At 70.6% G+C, this 16,018-nt stretch carries 18 protein-coding genes; 4 read left to right on the forward strand and 14 right to left on the reverse strand.

Annotated elements, in window-relative coordinates:
• The coding region (locus tag VFW24_01195) for a nuclear transport factor 2 family protein (protein HEX5265365.1) at window positions 1-434 on the reverse strand (434 nt) is incomplete at its 3' end.
• A gap of 101 nt (window positions 435-535) precedes the next feature.
• Between VFW24_01195 and VFW24_01200 the strand changes: the two genes are divergently transcribed.
• A complete protein-coding gene (locus VFW24_01200) occupies window positions 536-1,027 on the forward strand; it encodes a DUF2867 domain-containing protein (GenBank protein HEX5265366.1) in 492 nt (163 codons plus the stop codon).
• 16 nt (window positions 1,028-1,043) lie between these two features.
• Here VFW24_01200 and VFW24_01205 read toward each other — a convergent pair whose 3' ends face one another.
• From VFW24_01205 to VFW24_01220, 4 genes are read right to left on the reverse strand one after another with little or no spacing between them, the layout of a single operon-like run.
• Complete coding sequence (locus tag VFW24_01205; protein HEX5265367.1) at window positions 1,044-2,096, reverse strand: ABC transporter ATP-binding protein; 1,053 nt, start codon at window positions 2,094-2,096, stop codon at window positions 1,044-1,046.
• Window positions 2,093-2,824, reverse strand: a complete 732-nt coding sequence (locus tag VFW24_01210) for an ABC transporter permease (GenBank protein HEX5265368.1) — start codon at window positions 2,822-2,824, stop codon at window positions 2,093-2,095. The genes VFW24_01205 and VFW24_01210 overlap by 4 nt, the downstream gene beginning before the upstream one ends.
• A 58-nt stretch (window positions 2,825-2,882) precedes the next feature.
• Complete coding sequence (modA, locus tag VFW24_01215) at window positions 2,883-3,707, reverse strand: molybdate ABC transporter substrate-binding protein (protein HEX5265369.1); 825 nt, start codon at window positions 3,705-3,707, stop codon at window positions 2,883-2,885.
• Window positions 3,708-3,726: 19 nt separating this feature from the next.
• Complete coding sequence (locus tag VFW24_01220) at window positions 3,727-4,122, reverse strand: TOBE domain-containing protein (GenBank protein HEX5265370.1); 396 nt, start codon at window positions 4,120-4,122, stop codon at window positions 3,727-3,729.
• Between the two features lie 239 nt (window positions 4,123-4,361).
• On the opposite strand from VFW24_01220, the gene VFW24_01225 reads away from it, so the two are divergent.
• Window positions 4,362-5,069, forward strand: coding sequence for an MOSC domain-containing protein (locus VFW24_01225; protein ID HEX5265371.1), 708 nt, complete (start codon window positions 4,362-4,364; stop codon window positions 5,067-5,069).
• 71 nt (window positions 5,070-5,140) lie between these two features.
• Window positions 5,141-6,010 carry a class I SAM-dependent methyltransferase gene (locus VFW24_01230; protein ID HEX5265372.1) on the forward strand — a complete coding sequence of 290 codons (870 nt, stop codon included), beginning with the start codon at window positions 5,141-5,143 and terminating at the stop codon, window positions 6,008-6,010.
• Window positions 6,011-6,146: 136 nt separating this feature from the next.
• On the opposite strand, the gene VFW24_01235 is transcribed toward VFW24_01230, so the two are convergent.
• The 7 genes from VFW24_01235 to VFW24_01265 all read right to left on the reverse strand — a co-directional run bounded on the left by VFW24_01235 (window position 6,147) and on the right by VFW24_01265 (window position 11,925).
• On the reverse strand, window positions 6,147-6,941 hold the full coding sequence (locus VFW24_01235) for a hypothetical protein (protein ID HEX5265373.1): 795 nt from the start codon (window positions 6,939-6,941) through the stop codon (window positions 6,147-6,149).
• 383 nt (window positions 6,942-7,324) lie between these two features.
• Complete coding sequence (locus VFW24_01240; GenBank protein ID HEX5265374.1) at window positions 7,325-8,719, reverse strand: FAD-dependent oxidoreductase; 1,395 nt, start codon at window positions 8,717-8,719, stop codon at window positions 7,325-7,327.
• Window positions 8,716-8,934, reverse strand: a complete 219-nt coding sequence (locus VFW24_01245; protein ID HEX5265375.1) for a hypothetical protein — start codon at window positions 8,932-8,934, stop codon at window positions 8,716-8,718. The genes VFW24_01240 and VFW24_01245 overlap by 4 nt, the downstream gene beginning before the upstream one ends.
• Window positions 8,935-8,948: 14 nt before the next feature.
• Entirely contained in the window at window positions 8,949-9,893 is a 945-nt protein-coding gene (locus VFW24_01250) for a DUF2249 domain-containing protein (GenBank protein HEX5265376.1), read from the reverse strand.
• A 48-nt stretch (window positions 9,894-9,941) separates the two neighbouring features.
• On the reverse strand, window positions 9,942-11,234 hold the full coding sequence (locus VFW24_01255; protein ID HEX5265377.1) for a hypothetical protein: 1,293 nt from the start codon (window positions 11,232-11,234) through the stop codon (window positions 9,942-9,944).
• A 125-nt stretch (window positions 11,235-11,359) separates the two neighbouring features.
• Window positions 11,360-11,713, reverse strand: coding sequence for a metal-sulfur cluster assembly factor (locus VFW24_01260; protein ID HEX5265378.1), 354 nt, complete (start codon window positions 11,711-11,713; stop codon window positions 11,360-11,362).
• On the reverse strand, window positions 11,710-11,925 hold the full coding sequence (locus VFW24_01265) for a DUF2249 domain-containing protein (protein HEX5265379.1): 216 nt from the start codon (window positions 11,923-11,925) through the stop codon (window positions 11,710-11,712). The genes VFW24_01260 and VFW24_01265 overlap by 4 nt, the downstream gene beginning before the upstream one ends.
• 181 nt (window positions 11,926-12,106) lie before the next feature.
• Between VFW24_01265 and metE the strand changes: the two genes are divergently transcribed.
• Entirely contained in the window at window positions 12,107-14,401 is a 2,295-nt protein-coding gene (gene metE, locus VFW24_01270) for a 5-methyltetrahydropteroyltriglutamate--homocysteine S-methyltransferase (GenBank protein HEX5265380.1), read from the forward strand.
• 47 nt (window positions 14,402-14,448) lie between these two features.
• Here the strand turns inward: metE and VFW24_01275 are convergent, their stop codons facing one another.
• Entirely contained in the window at window positions 14,449-15,528 is a 1,080-nt protein-coding gene (locus VFW24_01275) for a transaldolase family protein (GenBank protein ID HEX5265381.1), read from the reverse strand.
• 118 nt (window positions 15,529-15,646) lie between these two features.
• Window positions 15,647-16,018: response regulator transcription factor (locus tag VFW24_01280; protein ID HEX5265382.1), on the reverse strand; the 372-nt coding region annotated here is incomplete at its 5' end.

The raw sequence follows: 16,018 nt of genomic DNA on the forward strand, positions 1-16,018 counted from the left end.
CGAGCGGCGTTGCTGATCCGTTCCAGCCACCACGCCGGGGCATTGTCCGTGATGTGCGGGATGTTCGAGTAGTCGTGCCAACGGCAGATCCGCCCGTCGCGGAGGGCGGTGACCGACACGAAGGAGTGGTCGATGACCTCCCCGGTGTGGAAGGTCCAGCGCTCGGTGTGCTCGGTCATCACCAGGTCACCCTCACCGATCATGTGCGCCCCGGGTAGGTGGGTGTAGCCGTCCAGGGGCTCGAGGCCGATCTTCAGCCGGGCGATCACGCCTTCGGGTCCGGTCCCTCCCGGACCGGGCGTACCGACGTCGGTGTAGTGGGCGTCCTCGGCGAGCAGAGACTTCATGGCCTCCCAGTCCCGGGCCGCCAGGGCGTCCCAGAACTGCTGCACCACTTTCTTGTTGGCGGAGGTGTCGGAGGTGTCGGAGCCCACTGGCCCATTCAACACCCGGTCGGTGAGCCCCGCCCGGTATCGGTCCGGTGGACGGGGGCGGGGCGTGCGCCTGGAGGGGCGCTTCGGGCACGCTGTCCAGAATGAGACGGTTGGGAACGACGCCGAGGCAGACCGCTCCGGTCACGACCACGCCGTTCAGGGTCGGAGAAGCGAACTTCGCGTGCGCGTACGCCGTCGACATCGCCGCTGACGACGATCGGACCTCGGAGGAGTGGGCGCGGGAGGCGTGGGAGGGAGCACCGGCACCGATGCGCTGGTTCATGGTGCTGGGCTGGCGCTTCGTGCTCGGACTGCGTCTGGGCCCGCGTGGGTCGATGGACCACATTCTCGGATGGCGGATCGTCGCGAGCCGCCCGGACGCAACGGCATGCGAGCTCCGGTCCCGGTTCCTCCAGGCCTACAACACGTTCGTGAAGGACAGCGGTCGACTCGTGTGGTCGACGCTCGTCTTCTACGAGCGGCTCAGCGCTCGGCTCATCTGGCCACCGGTGTCGCTCTTGCACCGGCCCCTTGTCCGCATGGCCTTGCGGCGGGCGCGGGCGGCCCCGCCTCACCTGCCAGACGGCCGTTGACCACCGGAGGAGTTCTTCACGCCGGGTACGCCTCGATGTCCGTCGCTTTCACCGACACCCACACGCGACCGTGGTCGGCGAGGGCCAGCTCGGCCACCGCGCCGGCGGTGACCTCGGCAACGAGCGGGACCTCGCCGGTTATCCGTACTCGGGCCCGGTCCCCCGCCGGGTACAGCTCGGCCACGGCCCCGGCCCACACGTTCCGGGCGCTGCCCTCGGGGGGTCGGCGGTGGAGGGTGACCGCATTGGGCCGGAACGCCACGAACGAGGAGCCCTCGAGGGGGGCCGCCGTGGTCAGGAGGGCGCCGCTGTCGAGCCGGACGGTGGTCCCCGAGGCCCGGCCCTGGAAGAGGTTGAGCCCGACCATGGTCGCCACCCACGCCGAGCGAGGCCGGGCGGTCACGTCGACCAGCGGCCCCTCCTGGCTCACCCGACCGTCCTCGATCACGACGAGCCGCTCGGCCAGTGCGGCGGCCTCGATCGGATCGTGGGTGACGACCATGCGAGATCCGGGGTAGCGGGCCAGCTCGTGACGGAGGAGCTGGCGGAGCTCGGCCCGGGCGGAGGCGTCCACCGCGGCCAGCGGTTCGTCCAGCAGGAGGACCGTGGGTTCGCCCACCAGCGCCCGGGCCAGCGCCACGCGCTGGGCCTGGCCCCCGGACAGCTGGCGGGGGCGGAGGCGGGCGACCTGGGGGATGCCGACCCGCTCGAGCCAGGTCGACGCCCGCGTACGGGCTTCGGCTCGAGGGACGCCTCGCGCCCGCAGGCCGAAGGCCACGTTCTCCAGGGCCGAGAGGTTGTCGAACAGGCGCGGCTCCTGGAACACGACGCCGAGGCGGCGCTGCTCGGGCGGCATCCTCACCTGCCGGGAGGGGTCCTCGACCACCGTGCCGTCGACCGCCACGGCACCGGCGTCGAGGGGAACCAGGCCCGCCAGGGCGCGCAGGAGGGTGGTCTTGCCCGCGCCGTTGGGCCCGACGATGGCCACGGCCGCGCTGTTGTCCACGTCGAGGTCGACGCACAGCCGAAGAGTGCCGAGGGTCAGGTCGACCCGGGCGCACAGGCTCACGGGTTGCCGAGCCAGCGGTCCCGGAGCCCGACCAAGACTCCGAGCGACACGGCCAGAAGCACCAGGGACAGGGCCAGGGCGGTGGCTTCGTGACCAGATTCGATGTCCAGATAGATGAGCAAGGGAGTCGTCTGGGTGGACCCGGGGAGGTTGCCCGCAAAGGTGATCGTGGCCCCGAACTCTCCGAGGGCCCGCGCCCAGGTGAGAGCCGCTCCCGCGGCCAGGGCCGGGGCCACGGCCGGCAGGGTGACCCGTCGGAACCGGTAGGCGGGGCCCGCCCCCAGCGTGGCGGCGGCCTCTTCGCCCCGTCGGTCCATCGACCGGAAGGCCGCCTCGGCCGTGACGATCAGGAAGGGCATCGACACGAACGCCTCGGCCAGGATGGCGCCCGAGGTGTTGAACACGAACCGCCACCCGGTCAGGTTGTAGATGAGCTGGCCCGCCAGCCCCCGCCGGCCGAACGCATAGAGCAGGGCGATGCCCCCGACCACGGGGGGAAGAACCATCGGCAGCGTCACCAGCCCCCGTAGGACCGACCGCCCCGGGAACCGGCGGCGGGCCAGGATCCAGGCGAGGGGCAGCCCCAGCACCAGGGCGATGGCCAGGGCCCCCAGAGAGGTCTCGAGCGACAGCCGCAGGGCCACGTAGGCGTCGTGCGCCGACAGGTCCGACAGGAGCGTCGACCAGGAGACCCGTTCCAGCAGCCCCACCAGGGGCAGGACGATCATGACCACGGCCCCGGCGGCGAGTACCGCGGGGGCCGCAGCCTGGATCAGCGCGCTCCGGCTACTGCGGGGGGAGGAAACCGCCGGCCTCCAGGGCCTTCTGCACGTCGCCGGAGACGGCCGAGTCCACGAACGCCTGGGCGGCGGCGTGGTTCTCGGTGGCCTTCAACACGGCAATGGGATAGGTGATGTCCGGCTGCAGCGAGTCCGGGACGGTCACGCCTTCGACCGACGATCCCGCCGCGGTCACGTCGGTCACGTACACCACCGTCGCGTCGGCCTCTCCCGAGGTCACCTTGGCCAGCGCCGACTTGACGTCGGTCTCGAGCGACTTCGGATCGACGGTGATGCGCTGCGACGCCAGCACGGAGCGGGTGTAGTCCCCCGCCGGGACCCCGACCGCCTCGAGCACCACCGTGACGCCGGACCGGGCCAGATCGGTCAGGCCGGTGATGTGCCTCGGGTTGCCGGGGGCTACAGCAATCTCGAGCTTGTTCCGGGCGAAGGTCACCGGCGTTTCCACCAGACCGGCCGAGACCAGCTTGTCCATGTTCTTGGTGTCGGCCGAGGCGAAGACGTCGGCAGGGGCGCCCTGTTGGATCTGAGTCACCAGGGCGTTGGAGCCGGCGAAGTTGTAGGTCAGATCCAGACCGGAGTTGGCGCCGGTGAGGGTGGTCTTGGCCGAGTTGAAGGCCCCGGTGAGCGAAGCGGCGGCAAAGACGGCCAGGCTGCCGGTGATCGGTGCCGGCGTTGTCGTGGTCGACCCGGCCGCGGTGGACGTCGTCGTGGCCGCCACGCTCGAGGAGCGGCTGGACCCGCAGGCTGCCAGTGACAGCGAACAGACGGCCAGGGCGGCGGCCCCGACGGTCCTCGAGCGTGAGCCCATGGACGCGGCTCTCCTTCTCTCAGACGTCGGGGATCTCCACCACGACGTTCGTCGACTTCACCGAGGCGACCGCCATGACCCCGGGGGCCAGGCCCAGCTCGTCGGCCGCCTCCCTGCTCATCAGCGACACCACCCGGAACGGGCCGGCCTGGATCTCGACCTGGGCCATGACCTTGTCCTTGGTCACCTTGGTGACCAGGCCCGGGAAGTGGTTCCGGGCCGATTCCGCCACCGGGGGCGCACTGGCCCCTCCCGCCCGCTGGGCCGAGAACCGCGCCAGGGCCACCCCGTCGAGGCGACGCCGGCCGCCGGCGGAACGGGTGGCGGGGAGCTGTCCACCGTCGACCCAGCGCCGCACGGTGTCGGGGCTGACTCCCAGCAGCTCCGCCGCCTGGCCGATGGTGAAGGAGGGCACTGCTGCAATGTTAACTCGCGAATACGGTCTGATAGCCGGTCTGCGCCTGTGAATACAACCTATCGATGCCTGATCCACAGCTTTTGCCAGTCAGCGACCCGGGGCCGAGATCGGCCGGCGGGACCCTGTCCGGGACGTCCAAGCCGTCGAACCCACGCCGCGCCGGCGGCTCCGGCCCCGGAGTCCGCAACATCTGATGCTCCGTGTCCGCCACCGCCGCCTGTTCGTACCCTCTGGGGATGTCAGGGACGGCTCTGGGAGCGGTCGAGCGGGTCGCCTGCTATCCGGTGAAGTCGCTGCGGGGCCGGTGGTCGGGCCATGTCCGGATAACGGACCTCGGCGTCGAGCATGACCGCTCGTACGCCGTCTACGGGCAGGACGGGAAGATCGCCAGCGGCAAGACCACCCGCCGGTTCCGCCGGATGCCACACCTGCTGGACCTGCAGGCATGGGCAGAGGAAGGCGCCGTCTATGTGGGCCTGCTCAACGCGTGGACCTTTCCGGCCACCGATCCGGCCGCCTGGAAGGCCGTGAGCGAGGTGGTCGGTGAGCCGATCGAGATCCGGCGGGAGGCCGGAGTGGCCCACAAGGACGTTGCTCCGCTCCACCTGATGACAACGGCTTCGCTGCGCTGGGCTGCCGCCCTGCGACCCGGCTTCGACGATGCCGCGGCGCGCTTCCGGCCCAACGTCGTGATCGGGGTGGAGGGCACCGACCGAACGGAGGACGACTGGGTGGGCAGGAGGCTGCAGGTCGGCGCCTGCGTGTTCCGGGTCACCCAACGCGTAGAGCGCTGCGTCATGCCGACCCTGGCCCAGGACGGGCTCCCGTTCCTCCCGGGACTGCTGGCGGCGCTGACCACGGAGTCCGACGCTTGTCTCGGTGTTTACGCCGAGGTCGAGGTTCCGGGTGACATCTCGCTCGGCGACCGGGTCGCCTTCGCTTAGCCCCTGGGGTCAGACGATCATCGCCCCGCGAGGGCGGCGGCGAGCGACGCCACCCCCTGTCACGATTGGGGATGGTCGATCGGGACCTCCCAGCGTCGATCCCCGGGGTGGGACGGCAGCGGTGGAACCACAACATCCACTACGGGCTCCAGCTCCTGGACCTCGTCCCCGCCGGGGCCACGGACGCCCTCGAGGTGGGTTGCGGCGAAGGGTGGCTGGTGGGGGAGCTCACCGGGCGGGTGAGCAACGTCGTCGGCCTCGATCCCGATGAGGAGAGCATCTCAGCGGCGCGGAGCCACCACGCCGTCGGAGGCGTCGGGTACGTGCAGGCCGACCTTCTCAACCATCCGTTCAGGCCCGCCTCCTTCGACTTCATCTCCTGCGTCTCCGGCCTTCACCACATGGACGAGGAAGTGGGGCTGGTCCGCATGATCGACCTGTTGCGCCCCGGAGGCACCGTGGCCATCGTCGGCTTGGCGCGAGCCCGGCTGCCCTACGATCTTCCCTGGGAGCTGGCCGGCGCCGTGGCCACCCGGGCGCGTCGCGAAGTGGACGACCCCCGCATCGTCAACGTAGAGGCTGACGTGTTCGACTGGGTTCCCGAGCACAGGCACGACCTCGTGTTCTTCGGGATGTGGCTCTCGCATGTCCCGCCGCCGGCGTTCGAGCGCTTCTGGGAGAAGGTGAAAAGCTGTCTGGCGCCCGGCGGGCGGGTAGTCTTCGTGGACGAGGACCACCGGGCGAGCGGAGTTGTCGATGACCCTCGGCTGGTGGAAGGAGTTCCAGTCGTCCGGCGGGTGCTGGCCGACGGGCGGGAGTACGACGTCGTGAAGGTCTTCTGGAACGTCGAGGAGCTCGAGGACCGGCTCGGTCGGCTGGGCTGGGACATCCGGGTCGCCAGACTCGGCGACATGCTCCTGTACGGCGATTCCGGGGGATGATCAGCATGCCCACCACGGTCGAGGTCCGCGAGGCGCCACCTCGGGAACGAAGCTTCGCCGCGCGTTCACGGCGTCGTTCTGGGACGGTCGGTGGACACCACGGACGACGACTACTCCTAGACGTCTCTGCTGTTGCCTACTTGCTGCTCGCGAAATGACTCACGCATTCACCCTGGTTCTTGTACACGGAGCCGGTTTGCCAGCCGCCGTTCTTGCAGCCGTCCTTGGAAGACACGTGCTGATCGCCATACTGGAGATCGGTGAACGTGGCGGTCGTGCCGAAGTTCCCGCGCAACCGCAGGTATACGTCGTTGAAGTTCATATGCTCGCCGTGGTCCTTGAACTCGGTCGAGGAGTACCAGATGCCGTCAACGTTGTAGTCGATCGTGCCATCAGGCCGCTCGCCCACGTAGATGGTGTGGGCGGTACCGGCCGTCCGGCTACCGGGGACGGCGAATACCGGGGGATCGGCAACTGCATTGGCGTTGTCCCTTGCCCAACCGATGCTGTCCGCGCTGAACAGAGACCCCGCCTGCAGGCGGGGGTTGCCCGTGGTCACCTCGTCGTCGACAAGGAAGTCGACCCCACGCGAAGCTCCGTTGTCGAGGTAGGACACCTGGATCCAGGGTGTTCCGTACTGGTTCACGAATGAGTCGGTGCCCACCAAAGGCACTAGCCGGTTCACGTGCAGCGTCGCATCAGCTGTGCCGCTGTCACGCGTGATGGTCACCTGGCTGCCGTCCGGTGCGGCGGTGGCGCTGGCGTTGGAGGACACGTCCCACGTCTGCCCCTTCCAGCTCACGGTGCCGCCACTCGCGAAAGCAGCTGAGCTACCCATGCCGACCAACCCACCAATTGCAGCTGTAATGATGCCCATCCTGCGCGCCTTCGTTGTAAGGCCGCGTTTCCGATCCGCCAGCGTCGCGTTCATCGAAGCTCCCTTCGGAACTATCCTGGACGCCGGTTTCGCCTCTTGCTCACCGACCGCACTTAGTGCTGTGTGAACCAAAGCGGGTTATGTGCCGCAATTCCGGGCTGCCGGGACAAGCAAAGACGTCCCGACCGCCAATTGCGGGCGCCGCGAAGAACATTGCGCCCGAGGTGGCTCCGCCCCGGATCTGCACTCTCGCCCCGGCCGCGCGGTATCGCTCATCCCAGTGATTTCCGGTGGGACCGACCCACCGCCGACCCGACCAGCATCGGCACTTCGGCGCTCCTGCGATCAGCACCTGTACCGTCTGTTGACGCGCACTGCGACAATATTCCGGCACACGGTCCGGCCTGCTCATGCCGAGGTGGGAGGAGATCTCAGCATCAGTGAGCCGAATGGGTGCTGGCAGTGGCCCGCTCTTCGTCGAGGGCCTGCTTGACCTCGGGTAGTGCCTGGCTCATGCAGCAGGGACAGGCGTCGTACCACTGGCGGAGGCCTTCGGTGATCTCCGGGTGCTGGTGCTCGTGGGCCATGAGTTGCTCCTTTGCTCGAGTGGCGGTGGCGGCCAGGTCGGCCAAGCTGGCATCCTCGTCGGCAAGGGCAGCCAGTGATACGGGGGTGCCCCTACTGACGAGGGCGCGGATGTGTCGTTCGAGGCCGGGGATGCCGACCGTCATGCCGGCGGCGACCCTGCCGCCGTCGATCCAGAAGGCGGCGAAATGGCGGCTCTCGGGTGCGCCTCGGAACACGACGGTGTCGCACCCGGGTGCGTGTCCGGTGTATTCGACCATGACGTCGTACTGCTTGGAGGTGAAGGTCGGGATCCAGTCGTAGGCAGCGGGGTGCCCGAGCATGTTGGCGGCGGCCACCGGTGGTTGGGTGAGGGCGGACCACCAGTGTTCGGACCGGACCCGGGTGCCGAACACGGGGTGCTCGACGCTGGCCACGTCACCCGCGGCGTACACGCCGGGCGCGCTGGTGGCCAGGCCGGCGTCGGTCAGGACGCCGCCGGCTACCTTCAGCCCGGCCGCCTGGGCCAGCTCAACGGCCGGCTCGACCCCGAGGCCGGCCACGACCAGGTCCGCGTCGAGGATGGTGCCGTTGGACAGCTCGACGCCTTCCACGGCCGAGCGGCCGCGCACCGCCGTGACGGTGACGCCGGGGTGCAGGGCCACGCCGTGTTCGGCGTGGAGGTCGGCGAAGACCGCGCCTATGTCGGCGCCGAGGGAACGGGCGAAGGGCACGCCGGAGCGAAAGACCAGGGCGATCTCCAGGCCGAGGCGTCGCAGGGATGCAGCCACCTCGGTGCCGATCCAGCCGGCGCCGACCACGATGGCCCGCCGCCCCGGCATTGCCGCGGCCCGGATGGCATCGGCGTCTGCAACCGTGCGGAGGTGGTAGACGCCCTCGAGGCCGGAGCCGGGGACCGTGAGGCGTCGCGGGTGGGCACCGGTGGCCAGCAGCAGCTGGTCATAGGTGATGGTGCCACCCGGTTCGAGCCTCACGCGCCGGGCAGCGGGGTCGAGGGCGACGGCCCGGGTGGAGGTCAGCAACTCGACGCCGTGGCCGGCGTACCAGCGCTCGGCGTGCACGGCGGTGTCGTCGAAGCCGGAACGCCCCCGTAGGTAGGACTTGGACAGAGCAGGCCGCTCGTAAGGACGAAGCGGCTCGCCGGTGACCAGCGTGATGCGCTCTTCGTAACCCCATCCTCGGAGCGACTCGGCCGCCTTGGCGCCGGCCAGTCCGCCGCCGATGATGACGATCGGTGCCCCGGTCATCGGCTGACGTCGGGACGGACCTCGCTGGCCGAAAGGGTTCCGGGCAACACGGTCCCATCGGAGCAACGCGCCACCCGGTAGCGGCGCCCGTGCTGCCCCGGTTGGGCCGCCACCACGCGGAAGCCGTGCCCCCACCGGCCGTCGAAACGGTTGCGCACCTCGGCCGGGCCGATGAGCGGATCGTCCTCGCCTATCGAGCGGTCCACCAGGGTCAACGTCCCCCCCATCGTCAGGCCACCGCCGAGGTAGGGGTCCGCCCGATCCGAACCTTCCAGACCTTGGGTCCGGCTTCGAGGTAGTCCCAGCTGAACTCATCGGGGTGCTCGGCGGCGAACTGGTAGCGCAGCGGCTTGGGGTCGTGGTCATTGACCAGCACGAAGGCGGCGGCTGGGGCCAGGGCGGACCAGGTGGTGAAGATCAACTGGTGGCGCTGGGCGGGCGCCAGGCGGCGCACGTCGAGCGCGGGATCGTCGCCACCCACGACCTGCATCTCATGTTCCGGCCCGGGGTCGTGGGGTTGGAAGCGGGCCAGCCGGTGCAGCAGGGCAGTGAGGGCCACGGCCAGCCGGGGATGGTCGTGGCGGACCTGGGACCAGGTAGCGGCAGCTTGCCGGCACGCTTCGTCGCCGCCCCCGGCGCGAGCCAGGCCGACCAGCGCATCGGACAGTGCGACGGAGAGCACCGCTTCGGCTCCGTGGGGGGACCCGGGACCGGCCTTGGCGGCGGAGAAGGCCCGCGCCATGTCGCCGAGGACGTCCGCCAGTGACGTGGTGTCAGAGCGGAGCAGTGCGGGCAGGAGGACGTCGTTCTCGTCGGCCACATGCCGGGCGAACAGGTCGGAGAACTCGCATGCCAGGGTGGCGCATGCCTGGGGATCCTCGACCGAGGCCAGCGCCTCGGCTTTGGCTTCGAGCAGCCGGTGCTCCGCCACCATCGCATCGACCGTTTCCGTCAAGCCGGCAGCGACGGCCCGGTAGATGGTTCCCTCCTCAGCGGCGGCGTGGGGCAGCACCTCGCCGGCCAGGTAGGCGATCAGCTCGGCTCGCGGGTGATCGAAGGCCTCTCCGGCTGCCGCCGTTCCGGCCAGGGCCGCCGTCTTGGCGCGCACCCCCTCCAGCAGCTCCTCGTGGTGAGCCCGGATGGCCCGGCCGGCCTCCTCGTCTCTTTCCGCCATGGCATGCCTCCTGATTGGGTCAGAACCTTTTTTCTAGCACTTCATAGATTAACTCTGGGAAGTTCTCGTCGCAACCACCACAGCACCCCGGGCTGCTCTTCCCGGTCCGAGCCCCAGATTGGCCAGCGCCGTGGCCCCGGCGACGGCCAGCGCGGCTCCCCCGGCCGTCACCGGATCCGCCCAGCCGCCGGCCAGGCCGGTGACCACGCCCACAAAGCCGGCCGTGGCGGCCAGGTAGGTGAGCCGTCCGGCGCGTCGGTCCCACAGGTGGGTGAACAGGAGCGGCCTTCCGTCAGCACCGGTCTTGATCCCCCGCGCGCGCAGGATCCCCCAGCTGATGAACGGGACGACCTTGTGGGCGTGGCCGACGAGGGCGAGACCCAGCCAGGCGGCCAGGGCGGCCACCTCGGCACTGACCATCCGACTACGTACGGCCGTGCCGATCGGCGCCAGCCCGGCAACGGCGGCGAAGGCCGCCGCCGCCGCGAGGAACCCCATGGACGTGAGCACGAAGGCGTGGAGGAGCTCGAGGGGGCGGCGCCGGTGCCGCACCAATCCGCAGAAGGACGCCACGTGCGCCGCCATCCCAGCGGCCACGACCACCGCACCGGCCAGCACCGGCCCGCGCCATGCCCCCATGAGCCCTGTTACGAGGACCACCACGCCGGCAGGCAGGAGCCACACCGCCAGCGCCCCCGGGCTGCGCCCCGGGCGGTGGGCCAGGAGGAACATCGGCCAGAGCTTCTCGGCTACGGCCACATAGGTAAGGCCCAGCCAGGCGATGAGTCCGATGTGGGCATGGGCCAGCACCACATGTGGATCGAGTCCGAACCATTGCTCGCCCGCCTGACGGTCGAAGGCGTAGGTCACACCGAAGCCGGCCGTGGCCAGCAGCCCTGCCAGCGACAACCGCAGGCCGGTCACCGACGGGCCCCGGCCCGGCCCCCACAGCGGGCCGGTGAGGTTCCAAGCGGCCAGGGCGAAGCCGACGGTGAGGACGGCGCCGGCGACGGCCACCACGTGGTCGGCACCAGCGGCAAAGCCGGCCGGTAGGGCCCAGCAGCCCGCCACGATCAGCCCGAACGACAGGCGAGCGACAGCGACCGAGCGCAGGGCGCGCCGACCGACGACGGCGGCGAACTGGTGGAAGGCGCCGAGCACGCCGGTGCTGAGGAAGGCCAGCATCACGAGGTGTACCGCCGCGATCGGCGCGTCGTCCGTGGGGGCGGCCACCAGGTGCCGCCCGACCAGGGCCACGGCCACCCCGGCGCCGACCAGGCCGACCCCGCCCGCGGCCAGGAAGGACAGGGGGACGTCCGGAGGCGGCACACTCGCCGGCATGCCGGGCATCCCACCCCCGGTTGCCACGGAAGGCCTCCCCGGGATCGCCGAGGCCGCCACCGGCGCCGGCACTGGGCCCCGGCCAGCGACGACGCCCAACCGGGTTGGGCTGTCGACAGCTGGGCTCACCGAGGCACGATGCCCACCCTGCGCGCGGACGGGGTGAAGCCCAGGCAGGCGGCCGCCTCGGGTGAGAGCCGCTCGGGCGTCCATGGCGGGTCCCAAACCACCCGGACCTCGCTGGACACGCCGAGGGGCCCGACGGCAGCGGCTACCGCCTGGCCGGCCTCGGCCGGCAGCATGTCGGAGACCGGACAGCCCGGGGTGGTGAGGGTCATCTCCACCACCACCCGGCCATCCTCGTCCCGGACGTCGTAGACCAGGCCGAGGGACACCACGTCGAGGCCGAGCTCGGGGTCGTACACGCAGCTAAGGGCATCGAGCACCGCCTCGCGGGCCAGTTCGTCGACGCCGCTCATGCCGCCGGGCGGAAGGTGACCCGCCAATCCCCTCCGCCGATCTCCTCGGCCTCGTGCATGAAGCCTTGGGATCCGAGCACCCCCTCCAGCGGGACCGGCTCGAAGGGGGCCACGATGACGATGGGCTGGCCCGGCTCCAGGCCGGCCACCGCCTCCATGATCGCCTCGAACGGCTCCTGGCCGGCGGCCAGGATCGGGCGTACGTCCAGCACAACAGGCTCGATAGGCATACATCTAGTTTATCGACCCCGTGCTAGAAATTTGCCAGAGCCGAAGGTCCCGAACCACCCGGTCCGGCCCGAAGGTCGTCGGGTGCCCATCATGCGGTATGCCCAACCGGGTGCCCGCCCCGGGCGCCGCCTGACCGGACGACTCCTGGGGTAGGAAGCCGGGGTGAGCGAGCCCCGGCCTCGGGCCAGCGTGCACGGCTTTCCCCGCATCGGGGCCCGGCGCGAGCTCAAGTCGGCGGTCGAAGGTTTCTGGCGGGACGAGGTGGGGATCGAGGCGCTGCGGGCGACCGGGAGGCGCATCCGCCACGACACCTGGGCAGCCATGGCGGCGGCGGGCGTCGACCTCGTGCCCTGCAACGACTTCTCGTTCTACGACCACGTCCTGGACACCGCCGTACTTATGGGGGCGGTGCCAGCCCGCTACCGGGGCGTGACTGGTGACCTGGCGGCCTACTTCGCCATGGGCCGGGGCGGGCGCGGGCAGGCGGGAGAGCCCGACCTGGGCCCTATGGCGATGACCAAGTGGTTCGACACCAACTACCACTTCATCGTGCCCGAGCTGGGCCCGGACACCCACTTCGATCTGGGCGGGTCCAAGCCCTTCGACGAGCTGGCCGAAGTCCGCGGGGTGGCCGTCTCTGTGAAGCCGGTCCTACTGGGACCGGTGAGCTTCCTCCTGCTCGCGCGCCCGGAACCCGGGATGGATCGCTTCGACCCTTTGTCGCTCCTGGACGACCTGCTCGAGGTGTACGCGCAGGTGCTGGCCCGCCTGGCCGAAGGGGGCGCCGCCTGGGTGCAGCTGGACGAGCCGGCCTTCGCCGCCGACCGCTCCCCTGGTGAGCTGGCCGGCCTCCAGCGGGCCTGTTCCCGGCTGGGCGGCCTCTCCCACCGCCCACCGCTGGTGGTCTCCACCTACTTCGGCCATCCCGGGGACGCGCTCGGCGTCATCGCCGACAGCCCCGTCGAGGGAGTGGGCGTCGACCTGGTGGCCGGCCCCGAGGGACTGGCCCTGCTGGAGGCGGCCGGCCCGGCACTGGCCGACAAGGCGGTGTTCGCCGGCGTGGTCGACGGGCGCAACGTGTGGGCCAACGATCTCCGGCGGTCCCTGGAGCTGCTCCGCAGGGTGGCCGACCTGGCCGACGTGGTGGTGTCGACCTCGTGCTCCCTGCTCCACGTCCCGGTCAGCCTGGCCAACGAGGAACGGCTGGACGAGGGGCTGCGCGCTCGGCTGGCCTTCGCCACCGAGAAGCTGGGTGAGGTCGGCGTCCTGGCCCGCGCCCTCGAAGAGGGGCCGGACGTCTCCGCCGACGTGCCGTCGGGGCGACACCCGGCACGCGGGGGTTCTGCTCCGGCTTCGAGCGGAACGACCGGCACGGCACCGGACGGGGCCTGGGTCCGGCCCCCGGTGGAGCAGCGGCGGCAGGTCCAGCAGGACGCACTGGGCCTTCCCCTCCTACCGACCACCACGATCGGCTCGTTCCCCCAGACCGCCGAGCTGCGTGCAGCCCGAGCCGACCTGGCCTCGGGGCGAATTCGGCCGGCGGACTACCAGGCCCGGATGCGGGCCGAGATCGACGCGGTCATCGACCTGCAGGAACGGGTCGGCCTGGACGTTCTGGTCCACGGCGAGCCCGAGCGGAACGACATGGTCCAGTACTTCGCCGAGCAGCTCGGCGGCTTCGCCGTCACCGAGTCCGGCTGGGTCCAGTCCTACGGCACCCGCTGCGTACGCCCCCCGATCATCCACGCCGACGTGTGGCGGCAGGACCCGATGACCGTCGAGTGGTGGCGCTTGGCCTCCTCCCTCACCCGCCGGCCGGTCAAGGCCATGCTGACCGGACCCGTCACCATGGTGCTGTGGTCGTTTCCTCGGGCCGACCAGCCCATCGGGGATACGGCCCGCCTTGTGGCGCTGGCCCTGCGGGCCGAGCTGGCGGACCTGGAGCGGGCTGGCGCGGTGATCGTCCAGGTGGACGAGCCGGCCTTCCGAGAGGGCCTACCCCTGCGGGCTGCCGACCGACCGGGCTACCTGGCCTGGGCGGTGGACTCGTTCCGCACCGCCACCGGAGGCGCCCGAGCCGCCACCCAGGTGCACACGCACATGTGCTACTCGGACTTCGCCGGCATCCTCGACGCGGTGGCCGCCCTCGACGCCGACGTGGTGTCATTCGAGGCAGCGCGCTCATCGATGGAGCTCCTGGTGTCGCTCGAGGGCTCTGGGCTCGCCTCCGGGATCGGCCCCGGTATCTACGACGTGCACTCGCCCCGTGTGCCGTCGGTCGAGGAGCTGGTGGCCCTGTTGGGCCCGGCAACAGAGGCCGTGGGTGCCGCCCGGCTCTGGGTCAACCCCGACTGCGGTCTCAAGACTCGCACCTACGCCGAGGTCGAACCGGCTCTGGTCCACATGGTGGAGGCGGCCCGGATCGTGCGGGCGCGGTTGGCCGAGCACGAGGGATGAGGCCGCCCGGCCGGGTGGCGAACTGAACCTCGGCGCGGGCAGGATCCTCAATCCGAGGTGGACACCCGGGCTCTAAGCGTGGCCAGTACCGCGTCATAGGCTCGTCGGGACGTTTCCAGAGCGTTCGCCTCCTGGGCGCGCACGAGATCCTCATCTCCTGTGTCGGTCACGTCCATCGGCGCCACGACATCGCTTGGATCCTCCAGGCCGCAGTGTGCTACCGCCGGGCTCTCGTACCGCTCCAGTCCGGTCGCCACGTCGTCGCTCACGGCAACGATGCAGTTCCTCCCGGCGAGCTGTTGGGTCAGGGCGACCGCAGACCGCGCCGGCCCGGGGGATGGCGGGAACCACAAGGGGCGCTGGGGGGTCGCACCACGGTGGGCCAGCCGCCCCCATCGGGGTCCGCTGAATCGGACCTGGAACGCGCTGTAGGCACGCCGGGCCACGGTGACGCCATCGTTCGGGCTGGCCGGCAGATCCTGCCCGCCCGTGTATCCCGGCGCGCCACGGCCTGTCGCCTCCAGCCGGGCCAGATCGAACGCTGCTACGCCGTGGACACCGGCCAGGGGGCCGGGGCACGTCTCCAGCCCGGACAGGTAGGCCTCCATCACCCGTTCGTAACGGGCGGGGGCGACCACGTCCACGACCACGCCGAGCCCGTCGGCGGTGAGCCGGGTGAGGGCCCTGATGCCGGCGTCGGTAGCTGGAATCCTGACGAGGAGGTTGGGTCGGCGGATCTGTGTGTACAGCGCCCGGACAGTGGCGATGATACCGGTGGTGTCGTGGGCGAGTACGGGGGGCAGGTCGATGACGATGAAGCCGTCATGCCCTCCGCTCGCATCGTAGACCGGCTGCAGCCAGGCGAGGGCGGCGGTGACGTCGGAGATGATCAGCTCCCAGTAGATCTCCTCCACGCCCACGTGGCGCCGGGACAGGGAGGCGATCTGCGCGTCGTACTCGGCCGATCCCCACACCATGTGCTCGAAGAGGCTGGGGGAGCGGATGGCGCCGCGGATCCCGCGCTTGGCCAGATGGCCGAGGCGGCCCGAGTGCAGGTAGGAGCGTCGGACACAGTCGAGCCAGGGGCTGGTGCCACACTCCGCGTGGAGCAGTTCCAGAAGGTTCACCCGGACCTCGCAGTGGGCGTCGTGTCGCTACCTACGAGCAGGGTAAGGCCGGGGCCGGCTCCTTGGAATCGGCAAAAGCCGTGCGTGCTTGGATGCGGGAAACCCGGCGGCCGGGCTCCTAGCTGGCGGCCAGGGCTCGCTGGTGGTCGACGACGAACTGAACCACCTCGACCCTGCTGCGCAAGCCCAACTTCTGCATCAGATGGGTCCGGTGGGCCTCTACGGTGCGCAGAGATATTGCCAGGGTGTGCGCCACCTCGGCGTTGGTGTGCCCGAGGGCGAGCAGCTCGACCACCTCCTGTTCGCGCCGGGTCAGGTCCCACATGGACTCGAAGCTGTGGCGGCGGGGGATCTCGTCCCAATGGGCCAGCTGGGCCCCCAGCTCGGGCTGGACCCACTGCCCGCCGTGGGCGACCTTGTGGAGTGCGGCCATGAGCTCCTCGGGCGAGGCGGTCTTGAGCACATAGCCGTCGTCGCCGGTGCTCAGGGC

The sequence above is a fragment of the Acidimicrobiales bacterium genome (assembly GCA_036273495.1).
Taxonomy (GTDB): Bacteria; Actinomycetota; Acidimicrobiia; order Acidimicrobiales; family JAJPHE01; genus DASSEU01.

Coding starts and splice junctions, on each gene's coding strand:
- VFW24_01260 (HEX5265378.1), bottom strand. CDS start 11,713: ATGAGCGGCGTCGACGAACTGGCCCGCGAGGCGGTGCTCGATGCCCTT.
- VFW24_01225 (HEX5265371.1), top strand. CDS start 4,362: ATGTCAGGGACGGCTCTGGGAGCGGTCGAGCGGGTCGCCTGCTATCCG.
- VFW24_01210 (HEX5265368.1), bottom strand. CDS start 2,824: ATGATCGTCCTGCCCCTGGTGGGGCTGCTGGAACGGGTCTCCTGGTCG.
- VFW24_01230 (HEX5265372.1), top strand. CDS start 5,141: ATGGTCGATCGGGACCTCCCAGCGTCGATCCCCGGGGTGGGACGGCAG.
- VFW24_01200 (HEX5265366.1), top strand. CDS start 536: ATGAGACGGTTGGGAACGACGCCGAGGCAGACCGCTCCGGTCACGACC.
- modA (HEX5265369.1), bottom strand. CDS start 3,707: ATGGGCTCACGCTCGAGGACCGTCGGGGCCGCCGCCCTGGCCGTCTGT.
- VFW24_01240 (HEX5265374.1), bottom strand. CDS start 8,719: ATGACCGGGGCACCGATCGTCATCATCGGCGGCGGACTGGCCGGCGCC.
- VFW24_01250 (HEX5265376.1), bottom strand. CDS start 9,893: ATGGCGGAAAGAGACGAGGAGGCCGGCCGGGCCATCCGGGCTCACCAC.
- VFW24_01235 (HEX5265373.1), bottom strand. CDS start 6,941: ATGAACGCGACGCTGGCGGATCGGAAACGCGGCCTTACAACGAAGGCG.
- VFW24_01255 (HEX5265377.1), bottom strand. CDS start 11,234: ATGCCGGCGAGTGTGCCGCCTCCGGACGTCCCCCTGTCCTTCCTGGCC.